This window comes from Nonomuraea sp. NPDC005650, assembly GCF_040605375.1.
In the GTDB taxonomy this organism is placed as follows: domain Bacteria; phylum Actinomycetota; class Actinomycetes; order Streptosporangiales; family Streptosporangiaceae; genus Nonomuraea.
This window is the reverse complement of record NZ_JBEXCR010000031.1, coordinates 129,568-142,873: the sequence shown is the minus strand read 5'-3', so window position 1 is coordinate 142,873 and position 13,306 is coordinate 129,568. Positions and strand designations below refer to the sequence as shown.

The window sequence follows — 13,306 nt, the reverse complement described above, 5'->3', positions numbered from 1 at the left end:
TGACCGACAGTCGGCCCCGGCCGCTCATGGTGTGAGGCGTCGGGCAGTGCGGAACCTCAACGGGTACGTATGCCGGCGCGGGATCGGCGCGGCAGGCGGTGCTGGGCCGGAAGGTTAGGCGTGGCCGCCGAGGCTGCGGGGCGGAGGAAGACGGTGGCGTCCAACCCGCCGCCGGGGGCGGGGTTGAGGGTGATCCGGCCGCCGCCGGCGTGGGTGAGTTGCTGGACGATCGGCAGTCCCAGGCCGGTGCCGTCGTGGTGGGTGGTGCCAGGGGCGCGCCAGAACCGGTCGAAGGCGCGGGCGCGGTCGGCCGCGGTCATGCCCGGCCCTTGATCGATCACATGCAGCTGGACGTACGGGGTGCCGTCAGCTGCGGTGGCGGGCTCGCGGTGCAGCGTGATCGTGCTCGCGGGCGGTGCGATGCGCAGCGCGTTGGAGACCAGGTTGTCGACGATCTGCTCCAGGGCTCCCGGGACGGCCTGCACCTTTCCCGCGGGCGGGCCGGTCATGGTGATGTGCACGTGGTGTTCGGCGGCCAGGGCCGTCCAGGCGGCGGCCCGGTCGGCGAGCACCGCGTCCAGGTCGACCGGCTCGGGCGCGGTGGCGGCGTGTTCAAGGCGGGCCAGCGCGACCGTTGATCGGGCGTCGCGGCAACCTTGTCGGCAGGGTCGGCCGACGACTCCTGCGACACCCCGATCGGTATGTCGCCCCGTGACCAGGTCACCGACGGGCCAGGTTGCGAGGCCGACTCGCTCACCATCGTCATGACCACCGTGAAGCCAGGCACCGCCACCGCCGCGACGGCGAAGGCCAGCACCGTCCAGCGGCGCACGCTGGAGTCGGTGCCGTCACGGCGGCCATCGCCGACGCTTTGCCGTGCGGACTGGCCGGCCGCCTCGCCGCAGGCCTGCGCGGCGACGGTCCGGCGGAGCGGGAGCACACGTGTCCCGGACGCGGCGGACGGGGTGCGCGGGGATCTGACATGTTGTTCTCCTTCCATCGCAGCTGATGACAGTCGTCACGCCTGGGGCGGCGCTGCCCACCGGGCAGGCGAGCGGCCGCCGGTCAGTCCTCGTCTTCTTCGGTGCCTTCCTTCTTGGTGTCGACGACCTTGTAGCTCTTGTCCAGGTAGACCTCGACCGCGCTGCCGTCGGCCTGCTGAACCTCCACCGCGTACATGCCGGGCTTCTCGGCGTCGTGCTCGGACTTCAGCACGGTGCCCGGGTAGGCGGCCAGCGCCGCCTGCTCGGCCTTCTGCTTGACCTCACCGGTCAGTGGCGGTTCTTCCTTCTTCTCGCCCGCCTGCTCGGCGGGCCGGCCGCCGTCCTGCTGGGCCTGCGCGCCGGCCGCCGGTGCTGCAGCGGGCTGCTGCGAGCTGCCGCAGCCGATGAGCCCGAACAGCACCACGGCAAGCGGAACACCGGCAAGGACCCGGGTTGTGGCCTTCATCGACGAAGCCTCCATCAAGGTGGGGGACGGCGCCGCGAGGCACATCGTGCGGTCGCAAGCGCCAAGGGAACGACTACGACCCTAGAAACCGCCGCTGTAGAGCAAGCCCAGCAAACCGATAGAAGCCATCCAGAAGCTCACCAATATCGGCACTGTTCACCTGGATCTGCGCACACGCCGCCTCGCAGCTGCCGCGCCATGGCGACCCGGCCAAGAAGGTACCCCCGCTGCCGCTGCGGACCCCGCAGATCCAAGGCCCTGGCCGCCGCGGTCAAGACAGCGCGACCGGGAGCAGGCGGTCACCCGGATCGAGGCTGCACTGGAGCGGCGCGGGCGGGAGGCTCGGACATCAAGTGTCCCTTCCTTGATCATCGGATCCGCCGCCGGCTTTACAGTCCCGATCGCGGCGCCTCGATAGCCTCCGCGTATGACCACGATCGGGCAGATCTCGTTGGGCGTCACGGATGATGCCCGGGCCGGAGAGTTCTGGCGACAAGCGCTCGGATACGTACGGCGGCCATCACGCTTTGAGGGCGATGACTGGATCGTCGTGGAGCCTCCGCCCGGCATGACCGGCGTCGCCCTTGCCATGGACTTGAGCGAGAGTCCTGCTGAGGAGTTTCCCCGGATACATCTCGATCTCAACGCGGGGGATCGCGACCTCGACGAAGAGGTCGATCGGTTGGTCGCGCTGGGTGCGCAACGTGTTGACTGGCCGCACTACCCAGAGAATGCGCGGCCTGAACTGCCCGCGTTCGTAGTGCTCGCCGATCCTGAGGGGAACCGGTTCTGTGTGGAAGGCCGGCGTCGCGGTTCCGTAGTCCCATAGGGATGTTTGGATCCTAGACACGGCTTTGAGGAGAGGGCCCTTCGTCGGTGCGATGTCGACCGCGCCGAGGTCAGGGGTCTTGAACCGTCACCGTCTGGATCATTAATCTCAATCTGGACCGGAACCACCTCTGCGCCGTCTCGCTCGCCACCCGCCCGGGCACACAGGCCTTCGGTGCCCATATTGGAGGTACGGTGACACCGGATTCGATCCCCGCCTTCGATCACATCTCGGCCGGATACCACCCTGATCCCGCACTGTCGCTGTCCTTGCACGCCGATGCCTACACCGATCCGAAGTGGTTCGACGTCGACCAGCGAGCCGTCTTCGCTCGTACGTGGCAGTGGCTGTGCCACGTGGAGAAGCTGCGAGAGGCGGGAAGCTACGTGACGGGCACGGTCGCCGGCATGCCGATCGTCGCCGTCCGGGACGAGACAGGCACCCTGCGGGCGTTTTACAACGTGTGCAAGCACCGGGCGCACGAACTGCTGTCCGGTGCCGGCGTCCGGCACAGCATCGTGTGCCCGTACCATGCCTGGAACTTCGACCTGACCGGCCGGTTGAGACGGGCGCGCAACACCGGCGGCATGCCCGGCTTCGATCCCTCCACGGTGTGCCTGGACCGGATCCAGGTCACCGAGTTCGGCGGCATGGTCTACGTCAACCTCGCCCCCGAGGCGGTCCCTCTCCAGGTGCAGGCCGGGGATCTGGAGGCGGAGATCGAGGCGCGGGCGCCGGACGTGGCCAAGCTGACCCTCGCCCGCCGGCTCACCTACGACATCGCCTCCAACTGGAAGAACGTCGTCGACAACTTCCTGGAGTGCTACCACTGCCACGTGGCCCACAAAGACTTCGTGTCCCTGGTCGACATGAGCACCTACAAGGTCACCACGTACGGGATCTACTCCAGCCACATGGCCCAGGCGGGCACGACGGAGAACTCCGCCTACGACGTGTCGGAGGCCACGGTCACCGAGCACGCGGTCTGGTGGCTGTGGCCCAACACCTGCCTGTTGCGCTACCCCGGCCGTGGGAACTTCATGGTGTTGCAGATCATCCCCGACGGGCCGGAACGAACGCGTGAGACCTGGGACTTCTACCTGGAGACCACGGAGCCCAACGCGGCCGAACTGGACAGCATCCGCTACATCGACGAGGTTCTCCAGGTGGAGGACATCGCCTTGGTGGAGAGCGTCCAGCGCGGAATGCGCACTCCCGCGTTCAACCAGGGAAAGATCGTTTACGATCCCGGAGGGTCCGGGCTGTCGGAGCACGCGGTCCATCATTTCCACGGCCTCGTCCTGGACGCGTACCGACACGGACTCGGCCTGGCATCATCTGGGTGACCTCCTTCCGGAGTCCTGAGCGCCCAGACACCGGGACGACAGCGTTGACGGAGGGGAGTCTCGCAACCGACTGCGGTGGAAAGCGCCGGCCTGGACGAATGGACCTTTCTGCGTCGTACGTCAGGAAGGTGAGAAGGCCACGCCGAGAATGCCCCAGACCTGGCGGACGCGACTGGGGATGCCTGAGGCGGCCCCGGCGCGGTAGGGCCTGATCGCGCGGCATTCTGGTACGACGGCGGCGGACGTTCGAACGCCGTAGCCATGGTCGGCCCGCCACCCGCCCCTCCACCCGGCGGCGGCCTGCGCCGCGAACCCCTCGATCGGATCCTCATCCCCAACGCTCGCCATGGTCATCCGACGTGACCGCCTCGGCGGGCTGATCCACGAGTACACGCAGGGTCGCACAGGACGGCCGAGTGCTTGGCACCCACACCGCGCTTTCCGCAGCTCTGACCGCGGCATTTCCGCAACATACCGGGTCTATACCGCCAAAACCTACTGTCAAGAGCCTTCCCGAACCCTCGTGTGAAAGGAACGACATGCTGAGAAGGCGCTTAGCAAACGCGGCCATGCTCCTGACCGTCATAGCCGGTGGCCTGGTCGCGATATCGGCTCCCGCCGCAGCAGCCCCGAACTACCAGCTGCCCTTCCCCTGCGGTCAGAAGTGGCGGCTGAACACCTGGGACTCCACGCACGCCCCCGCCGTGGACATGGTCCGCGAGCCGCAATCGGACACCGAGGGCTCGCTGCTGGTCGCCCCGGCCTCCGGCACGGTTAACCAGTCGTACTACCACAGCAACGCCGGCAACATGATCCAGATCAACCACGGCGGCGGCAACTTCACCACCTATATTCACCTGCAGTCGCGCGCTGTGAGCGTGGGCGACAGAGTCACGCAGGGGCAGACGATCGGGCGGGTCGGGCACACCGGCCCCACCTCGAACGGAACCCCGCACCTGCACTACGAGCAGGGCTACGACGCCGACGGCGACGGGAGCGTCTCCTGGGGGTTCGAGGGCGCCGAGCGCGTCACGGCCAGGTTCGACGGCAAGGCGTACGGCCCCGCCCCCGGCGGCGAGTGGCGCAACGTCGAGAGCCGGAACGGCTGCAGCAACACGTCCGGCGCGGATTTCAACGCTGACGGTATCGGTGACATCTTCTCCGAGACCACCGGCACGCTGAACATCTGGAACGGCAAGGGCGACAACAATTTCGCCGCCCGGCAGGAGATCGGTGGTGGCTGGTCGGCGTTCAGCAAACCGGTCGCCGGTGATTTCAACAATGACGGCATCAGCGATCTGGCCGCCATCAAGAGCGGCACAACGCTGTACGTCTGGAACGGTGAGGGCGGTAACAAGTTCGGTCCCGCAGTAGAGATCGGTGGTGGCTGGGCGCCTTATGACGGCACGCTCACGTCTCTGGGTGATGTCAACCAGGACGGTCACGACGACATCGCCGCCATCACCGATGGCACCCTCTACATCTGGAACGGCAAGGGCGGCAACAAGTTCGGCTCGGCCGTCCGCGTCGGCGGCGGTTGGTCGGCGTTCAGCAAGCCCGTCGGCGGCGATTTCAACAATGACGGCATCGGCGACATCGCGGCCATCAAGAGCGGCAGCACGCTGCATATCTGGAACGGTGAAGGTGGTAACAAGTTCGGTCCCGCAGTAGAGATCGGTGGTGGCTGGGCGCCTTATGACGGCACGCTCACGTCTCTGGGCGATGTGAACAGGGACGGTCATGACGACCTCGCCGCCATGACCGGCGGCACTCTCTACGTCTGGAACGGCGAAGGCGGCAACAAGTTCGGCCCCGCCACTGCCATCGGCCCCGGCTGGACCCCCTACTTCTGACCCACGGCGGCGCAAGCGGCCCGGGCGCCCGCCCGGGCCGCTTCGTTCCATGAGCGCCGGGGCAGCCCGGAGACGCGGTCGTCGGCCCATCGCTCCCTGGGAGAGGCCGCATGAGCTTCGGCGCCACCCCGGTTGGGACGGTTTACCCGCGCGCATCCGCTATCGCCAGTCGGTGTCCGCGGCTGGTTTCCGGCCCTCGGCCAGGGAACCAGCCCGGCGCCGATGACACCGCAGCTCGAGCGCCTGATCAGCCGACGTGACTCCAGATCTGGGTGAAGCCGCAGCTCAGCGTGGTAGGGCGGGCGCCGGCTGGAACGTTGAGGCCACCGCCATCGAGGCTCCACGTGCCGGTGGGACGGCGCGGGACCCATACGGGGACGACGTCATCGATGCCTTCAAGTCCTGACCGGCGGACCCTCAGGATTGATCGAGATCCGAGAGGGTCGGCGGGACGAGGAGGTGGATCCCGTCGGCGGCCAGGGTCTCCGTGCCGCCCTTCCGACTGATCGGCCTGGCTCCGTGGGTCTTTCCGTGGCGAATCCGTGCCCATTCCGTGGCGGTCAGGGGGACCGCACGGATGTCCCCGCCTGTCGCGTCCGGCCAAAGTCGCAGGCAACGACAACGATGCGGAAGGGAGGCGTCGTGGAACCCGACTGGTGGATCATCATGATCTCGGCCTGATGTCGACGTCCAGCCGCAGGAGGCACGATCTCCCGATCGTGCCTCCTGCCGGATCCCCACAGCTTCTGTTCCGCACGAAAAAAGTTCTGGCCGCGCGTCAACGAACAGCAGCCGGCTCCGACCTACCTATGACCGCACAGACAAGCGAGGTAACAATGGGCAAGATCATCTACTGGGTGCACGCATCGGTGGACGGGTTCATCGACGGGCCCAACGGGGAGTTCGACTGGCCGGTGATGGGCCCGGAGCTGTCCGCGTACTCCGAAAATCTGGACAAGGGAGTCGACACCCTGCTGTTCGGGCGTCCGGTTTGGCAGATGATGGTGGGATTCTGGCCGAACGCCGAGTCGATGTCGGACGACGCGCACGTCGCCGCTTTCGCGCCGTTCTGGCGTGCCACACCGAAAATCGTGTTCTCCCGAACCTACCCGGGCGACGAGTGGACCAGCCGCGTCATCAAGGACAACCTGGCCCAGGAGGTCTCCGCTCTCAAGGCGCGGCCGGAGGGCGGGGACCTGCTCCTCACCGGCGGCGCCGCGCTGGCCGCGGCGCTGACCGAGCTGGAGCTCATCGACGAGTACCACATCGCCGTACACCCGGTGGTGCTCGGCGGCGGCCGGCGATTGTTCGCCGCGCCGGAGCAGCGCCACAAGCTGCGGCTCGTCGACTCACACGTGCTCGACGGCCAGGTCGTGGTGTCGCACCACCAGCTCGCCCCCAGATAGGTGACCGCCGGCACTCACGTGGCCCGTGGCGGCCATGGAACCCACCGGTACGGTGCCGATGCCGAGGTCGCGGATCACTCGCGCGGTGTTCTCCCCGATCAACGGCGTCCACGCGACGGGGAGTCAGCCTGCTCCTGGCCGGCCAGCAGGCGCAGCGTGCAGGCGCGCTCGAAGCGGGCGTCGATCGACGTCCACAGCTCGACCGCCTCCGCCAGCGCGTCAGGGTCGTCGTGCAGGATGCCACGGGCACGGGCCAGCCCCGCGGCGGCCCACGTGTTCTGCCGCGCGTACGGCAAGGCGGCGGCGACCTGTTCGGCGGCCCCGGGCAGGCCCGCGACGACGGCCAGTTCGGCGCCGGCGGCGCGGGCGTAGGACTCGTACCAGCGGCTGGAGAAGGAGGCGAAGGCGCGGTCGACGAGCGTGGCGGCCTGGCCGTAGGCGCGGGTGTGCACGGCGACCCGCGCGTCGACGAACACGGCGAAGGCCGCCAGCACCGGTGCGGTGGCCGCGTCCTGGGCCCCGGCCATCTCCAGGGCGCGCGAGCGCCACAGGTCGAACTCGCCGCTGCCCGCCAGCCCATGGGCCAGCGCCACGGCGTACACGCCGGTCGACAGCCAGGTGCTGCGCGGCCGGCCCGCCTGGTGCCAGGACTGCCACATGGCCGGTGCCTGCTCGAAGACCTCCGGGAACCGTCCGCTCAACGCGAGCGGTCTGATGAGCTTGGGAATGGACAGGTACGGGTGCTCGCCGACGGGGTCCTCGCGCTCGGCCCGGCCCGCCAGGGCGATCGCGGCTGGTAGGTCCCCGACGCACAACGCGGCACGGGCGGCGGAGTGGAAGGTGTCGACGATCTCGGCCGCGGCGGCCGGCTCATGTGTCGGCAGCCCCTCGATGAGGGCGAGCCGCTCCTGGCAGATCCGCTGAACGGCACGCATGCGGCCGGCCTGCGCATGGGCGAGGGTGAGCACGTCCAGCGCGCCCAGCAGAACGAGAGTGTCGCCGCACGCGCGGGCGCTGTCGGCGGCGGAGCGGGCCAGCTCCGGGCCACCCCGATGCCAGGCCCACGCCGTCGCGAGCAACGCCGCGGTACGGGCATCACTCGATACCGAGCCCGCCGCTTGGAGCGACTCCGAGACGTGGGCGCGTACGGAAACGAGGTCGTCCCCGCCCAGGTAGCGGTAGGTGAGGGTGAGCGCCGAGGCGAGCGTGGCCGTACGCGTGCCGGCATCACCCGCCTGTTCGGCGGCCCGTAGCAACAGGCTCAGCGCCGGCCGCCCGTCGGCGATCGAGACGGTGGCGTCGGCGCCGTTGAGGAGGTCCTGATGGCAGTCCGCGGCGGAGCAGGCGCGGTCGGCGGCGGCCAGGTAGTGGTCGATCGCCTCCCGGTGGTTGCGTCGCGTGAACGTCAGGTGCGCCAGTGATCGGGCCAGGCGGTGCGCGTCGCGGTCCGGCGCGGCCGGGGTGTCCGCGAGCGTGGCCCGCAGGTCGTCGGCCACCAGTTCGAACTGCGCCTGCCAGTTGCCGCCGAGCTGCGACTCCAGCGTCTCCGCCGTACGGGCGGCCCAGCGCAGCCGCAGCCCCAGCGCCTCCTCGGTCTCGCCACTGTCGGCGAGCCGGTCGGCGGCGAAGACCCTGATGGTCTCCAGCAACCGCCACCTGCTGCCGCCCGCGACCCCCGCCAGGCTCTTGTCGACCAGCCGCCCGATGATGTCGGCCACCGCGCTCGGCGCCATGTCCGGCATGACCGCCGTGGCCGCCACCAGGTCGAACCCGCCGGCGAACACCGACAGGCGACGCAGCAGCCTGCGTTCCTCCTCCTCCAGCAGGTCGTAGCTCCAGCCGATCACGGCGCGCAGCGAACGGTGCCGTTGCGGCCTGCCGCGCGCCCCCGACAGCAGCCGCAGCCGATCCTGCAGGCCGACCAGCAGGGCGTCGATCCCGAGCGCGGCCACGCGCGAGGCGGCCAGCTCGATCGCCAGTGGGAGCCCGTCGAGCCGGGCGCACACCTCGGCGATCGCGGCGGGCTCGGCGGCGAACGCGGGATCGACCGCGCGCGCCCGCTCCAGGAACAGCGACTCCGCCTCGCCCGCCAGCGGCGGCACCGTGATGACCCGCTCGCCGGCCAGGCCCGGACGCTCCCTGCTGGCGATCAGGATGCCCGCCTGCGGGCAGGCGGCACGCAGGCTCTCGACCAGGTCGCCGACCTCCTCCAGCAGGTGCTCGCAGTTGTCGAGGACCAGCAGCGACCGTCCCAGCGCGAGCCGGTCCGCGACCGCCCGCGCCAGCGGCTGGGGAGGACGTTCGGCCAGGCCCAGCGCGTCGGCCACCGCCCGCAGGACGAACCCCGCGCCGATCGGGGCAAGATCGACGAACGCCCCGCCGGCGGGGAACGACGCCGAGGCCGCCTGCGCCACGACCGCCCCCAGCCGGGTCTTGCCGACGCCGCCGGGCCCCACCAGGCAGACCGGCGCGGCGTGCGCGAGAGCCGCCAGCGTTTCCTGGCGCTCCTCGCGGCGTCCGACGAAGGAGGTGTGGCTGACCGGGATCTGCGCGATGTGCCCCGGCTTGACCGAGGACGACGACCGGTGCCGGTTCATGGCCGCCAGGGCCGTCCTGCTGGCCACGCCGTACTTGCGTAGCAGCGAGGAGACGTGACTCTCCACGGTACGGACCGAGACCTGCAGCCGGCGGGCGATCTGCGCGTTGGTCAGTTGCTCGGCCACCCCGGCCAGCACCTCGACCTCGCGAGGCGAGAGCTCGTGAGGCTCGCTGGGGACCATGCCTCCCATTGTGGCTCGGTGATCCTTTCGTGGCGAATCCGTGCCCCTCCGTGGCGGTCAGGGGAGCCGCACGGATGTGCCGGCCCGTCGCGGCAGGTCAAAGTCGCAGGCAGCGGACGGATAATGAAGGGCTCTCATGATCAAGCACGCCACCTTCGTGGCCGAGGTGGACGCGGCGCTCGTCACCGCCGACGGGACCGTCAAGGCGCGCCTGACCGGCGTACGGCTGGCCATGAGGGACGCGTACGTCGGCGAGCACGCCGCCGTCAACGGCTGACCGCCCGCGAGCAGGGCAGCGGACCTCCTCGAAGGCCGGTGCAGTAGGTCGTGGTCACCGCTGCCGCCCAGCCGCTCGCTGCGCCGGCGGGTCGAGCGGTGGGCCGTGGAGCGGGGCCGAACTCATCTGCTGTTGCCTGTCGCTCAACCTGAGGCTCATGCCGGGTTCGCCCTGCGCTCCTAGCCTGGGCCCGGAGGGGCTGATATGGAACTCCGGCAGCTGACCGTTTTCCTCGCCATCGCGGAGGAACTGCATTTCGGACGCGCGTCCGAGCGCCTGCACCTGGCGCAGTCGTCCGTCAGCCAGCGACTGCGGCAGCTGGAACGCGAGGTGGGCGTGCAACTGGTCGCCAGGACCTCCCACCGGGTGGCGCTCACGCCCGCCGGGGAGACCTTCCGCGTCGAGGCGCGGCGGGTGATCGAGCAGGCCGAGCACGCGATGCGCGCGGCCAGGCAGACGGCCGCCGGGGCCATGGAGGCGATCAGCATCGGGTTCAACTTCGCCGCCGGGCAGCTGGTCCTGCCCAAGACGCTGGCCCGGTTGCGCGCCGAATACCCGCAGGTCAAGGCCAGCCTGTGGGAGAAGCTCACCGGTCCTCAGCTCGCCGCGCTGAAGGCGAAGGAGCTGGATCTCGGCCTGCTCTTCGGCCGGCCGCCCGCCGCGGAGTTCGGCTCGCGCGAGATGTTCAAGGTGCCGTTGGTGGCGATCGTGCGCAGCGGCCATCCCTGGGCGGGACGCGACGTCGTGCCGATGGGAGAGGTGGCCCGGCAGCCCTGCGTCATGCTGCGCCGCGAGCACAGCCCGGCGATGCACGACGCGATCGTCGACGCGGCGGTCCGGTCCGGCACGCCCCTCAACGTCGTCGAGGAGATGGACGATCCGACCGCGACCGCGATCACGGTCCAGGGCGGCGACCTCGTCGCGTTCGCGTCGAGGATCCGGCTGCCGCACTCGATGGCCGACAACCTCGTGGCGCTGCCGCTCGTCGATCCCACGCCGATGCTGGGCGTCTGCGTCGCCTGGCGATCAGGAGACACCCGCCCCACGGTCCGCGCGTTCCTGGACTGCCTGCGGCACGCCGGCCCGTTCGCCTGACGATCGGCTGTGCCGATCGCACGTTTCGCGATCCGCCGGCGATCGGCTGAGCCGATCGCGCGTTCGCGATCCGCTCGTTGCCGCTCTCGAGGGGCCCGCCTACGTTTTCGACTGCGAACACGGAGAGACAGGACCCCCATCATGCGCTTGACAGTGCTCGGCTGCCGGGCGGGAATGCCGTCCGACGGACAGGCGAGTTCCGGCTATCTGGTGACCACCGACTCCACGAAGATCCTGCTTGACTGCGGACCAGGCATCGCCACCGCGCTGAGCGGCGTGTGCCCGCCGGCGGCGCTCGACGCCGTGGTCCTCAGCCATCTGCACAACGACCACTGCCACGACCTCTTGCCGATCGGCAAGAAGATCATCGCCGACCAACTCGGGAACCCGCTCGCCGCCTCCGCGACCGTGGACTTCCGGCCGCCGATTCCCCTGTACGTCCCCGTGGGAGGTCGCGGGCTCCTCGACGCGCTGTCGGCGTTGTTCCCGCTGGCGACCCTGCCGCTGCTGGAGAAGGCGTTCGAGGTCGCCTTCGACGTGATCGAGTACGAGCCGGGCGACACGTTCGAGGTGGGCGACTGCGTGATCGGCCTGCACGAGCTGCGGCACGCCCTGCCCAACTGCGGCGTACGCGTCGAGTCCGCGCAGGCCGGCCTGGCCTACACCGGCGACACCGGTGTGACCGACGCGCTGGTCACCCTGGCCGGCGGCGTCGACCTGTTCCTGGCCGAGGCGTCCCTGGTCGAGACCGACACCGGCGACCACGGGCACCTGAGCGCCGCCGACGCCGCGCGCGCCGCGCACCGGGCGGGTGCGGGCCGGCTGGTCCTGACCCACCTCCCCTCGGCCGAGCCCGCCTTCCTCGCCGCGCGTGCGGCGGAGGCGGCCGGGGAGTTCGGCGGCCCCGTCCTGGTGGCCGCTCCAGGCAGTTCGTACGAGATCTCGAAGGACGACGCATGAAGCTCAGCGCCCGTGCCGGGGCCCGGCCGGTGGCCGTCGCCGTGCTGCTCGGCCTGACCGCGGCCTGCGGGGCGACCGCCGCCGCCCCCAAGGCCGACGGCCCGATCACGATCAGCTTTCTCTCGTACAACTACGGCACTCCGGACCTCGGCGGCCAGGGCACCCAGCAACTCATCGACGCCTTCCAGCGCACGCATCCGAACATCCGGGTCAAGCCGCAGGGAGTGGCGACGAAGGATGTGCTCGTCAAGCTCCGCACCGACACCGCGGCCGGCAGCCCGCCGGACGTGGCCCAGATCGGCTGGAGCAAGATGGGCGAGGCGATGTCCAGCCTGCCCCTGGTGCCCGTCCAGGACATCCCGCCGGCCCCCGACTGGTCGCGGCACGTTGCCGGGATCTCACCGGCGATCATGAAGGCGGTCGCGAAGGGCGGCAAGGTGTGGGCGATGCCGTACACCATGTCCGTCCCCATGCTGTACGTCAACGCCGACCTGTTCCGCCGGGCGGGGCTGGACCCGGCCAAGCCGCCGGCGACCGTCGAGGACGTCAAGGAAGCGGCCCTGAAGATCAGGAAAGCAGGCGCCCAGGGGGCCTACTTCGACATCGCCAACTCCGGCAAGTCGGACTTCCTTACCCAGTCGATCATCGCCAGCAACGGCGGCGGCCTGGTGGGCGCCGACGGATCGGTCACCCTGGACCAGCCTCCCGCCGTCCAGGCGCTGAGCGCGATGCGTGACCTGACGGCCTCCGGCGCGCAGCCCGCCGTCGCCACCGAGGACGCCGTCGCGGCCTTCTCCGCCGGCAAGCTCGGCATGCTGGTGACCAGCACGGCCCTGCTCGCCTCGCTGGAGAAGACGGCGACCGGCACGTTCGAGCTGCGGACCGGCGCCTTCCCCGGCTTCGCGGGCAAACCCGCGCGCCCCACCTACTCCGGCGCCGGGCTCGCGGTGCTCGCCAAGGACGCCGCGCACCGGCAGGCGGCGTGGGAGTTCATCCGGTTCCTGAGCAGCGAGGAGGGCTACACGATCATCACCTCGAAGATCGGCTACCTGCCCCTGCGCGAGTCGATCGTGGACGACGACCGCTATCTCGGCCCGTACTTCGCCAAGAACCAGCTGCTCAAGCCGTCGCTGGCCAAGCTGGGCACGGTGGCCCCGTACACCTCCTTCGCCGGCAAGCGGGCCAACGAGGCGGTCGTCATGCTGCAGGACCAGGCCGTCGAGCCCATCGTGTTCCGCGGCGCCGACCCCGCCACGACGCTGGCCGCGGTGGCGGGCAAGATCCGCGCGCTGCCCCAGCAATGACCACGGT

General features: G+C 70.0%; 11 protein-coding genes. 8 read left to right on the top strand and 3 right to left on the bottom strand.

The window, feature by feature from the left end:
- Nucleotides 1-56 precede the first annotated feature (56 nt).
- Nucleotides 57-572 carry a sensor histidine kinase gene (locus ABZS69_RS43140; RefSeq protein WP_355382910.1) on the bottom strand — a complete coding sequence of 172 codons (516 nt, stop codon included), beginning with the start codon at nucleotides 570-572 and terminating at the stop codon, nucleotides 57-59.
- A 493-nt stretch (nucleotides 573-1,065) separates the two neighbouring features.
- Nucleotides 1,066-1,449: a hypothetical protein gene (locus tag ABZS69_RS43135; RefSeq protein WP_355382907.1), complete on the bottom strand. Its 384-nt coding sequence runs from the start codon at nucleotides 1,447-1,449 to the stop codon at nucleotides 1,066-1,068.
- A gap of 427 nt (nucleotides 1,450-1,876) precedes the next feature.
- Between ABZS69_RS43135 and ABZS69_RS43130 the strand changes: the two genes are divergently transcribed.
- The 4 genes from ABZS69_RS43130 (at nucleotide 1,877) to ABZS69_RS43115 (ending at nucleotide 6,883) form a co-directional block, all read left to right on the top strand.
- Nucleotides 1,877-2,278, top strand: coding sequence for a VOC family protein (locus ABZS69_RS43130; RefSeq protein WP_355382904.1), 402 nt, complete (start codon nucleotides 1,877-1,879; stop codon nucleotides 2,276-2,278).
- A 194-nt stretch (nucleotides 2,279-2,472) separates the two neighbouring features.
- On the top strand, nucleotides 2,473-3,624 hold the full coding sequence (locus tag ABZS69_RS43125) for a ring-hydroxylating oxygenase subunit alpha (protein WP_355382901.1): 1,152 nt from the start codon (nucleotides 2,473-2,475) through the stop codon (nucleotides 3,622-3,624).
- Nucleotides 3,625-4,193: 569 nt separating this feature from the next.
- The gene (locus ABZS69_RS43120; RefSeq protein ID WP_355382898.1) at nucleotides 4,194-5,477 is read left to right on the top strand and encodes a VCBS repeat domain-containing M23 family metallopeptidase; all 1,284 of its coding nucleotides are present in this window, start codon (nucleotides 4,194-4,196) and stop codon (nucleotides 5,475-5,477) included.
- Nucleotides 5,478-6,313: 836 nt separating this feature from the next.
- Nucleotides 6,314-6,883, top strand: a complete 570-nt coding sequence (locus ABZS69_RS43115) for a dihydrofolate reductase family protein (protein WP_355382895.1) — start codon at nucleotides 6,314-6,316, stop codon at nucleotides 6,881-6,883.
- Between the two features lie 98 nt (nucleotides 6,884-6,981).
- On the opposite strand, the gene ABZS69_RS43110 is transcribed toward ABZS69_RS43115, so the two are convergent.
- Complete coding sequence (locus ABZS69_RS43110) at nucleotides 6,982-9,663, bottom strand: LuxR C-terminal-related transcriptional regulator (RefSeq protein ID WP_355382892.1); 2,682 nt, start codon at nucleotides 9,661-9,663, stop codon at nucleotides 6,982-6,984.
- A 136-nt stretch (nucleotides 9,664-9,799) separates the two neighbouring features.
- On the opposite strand from ABZS69_RS43110, the gene ABZS69_RS43105 reads away from it, so the two are divergent.
- From ABZS69_RS43105 to ABZS69_RS43090, 4 genes are all read left to right on the top strand, one after another.
- Entirely contained in the window at nucleotides 9,800-9,940 is a 141-nt protein-coding gene (locus ABZS69_RS43105) for a DUF6004 family protein (RefSeq protein ID WP_355382889.1), read from the top strand.
- A 204-nt stretch (nucleotides 9,941-10,144) separates the two neighbouring features.
- On the top strand, nucleotides 10,145-11,035 hold the full coding sequence (locus ABZS69_RS43100) for a LysR substrate-binding domain-containing protein (RefSeq protein WP_355382886.1): 891 nt from the start codon (nucleotides 10,145-10,147) through the stop codon (nucleotides 11,033-11,035).
- A gap of 141 nt (nucleotides 11,036-11,176) precedes the next feature.
- Entirely contained in the window at nucleotides 11,177-11,995 is an 819-nt protein-coding gene (locus ABZS69_RS43095) for an MBL fold metallo-hydrolase (protein ID WP_355382883.1), read from the top strand.
- On the top strand, nucleotides 11,992-13,299 hold the full coding sequence (locus tag ABZS69_RS43090) for an ABC transporter substrate-binding protein (protein WP_355382880.1): 1,308 nt from the start codon (nucleotides 11,992-11,994) through the stop codon (nucleotides 13,297-13,299). Before ABZS69_RS43095 ends, ABZS69_RS43090 begins: the two co-directional genes overlap by 4 nt.
- Nucleotides 13,300-13,306: the final 7 nt, after the last annotated feature.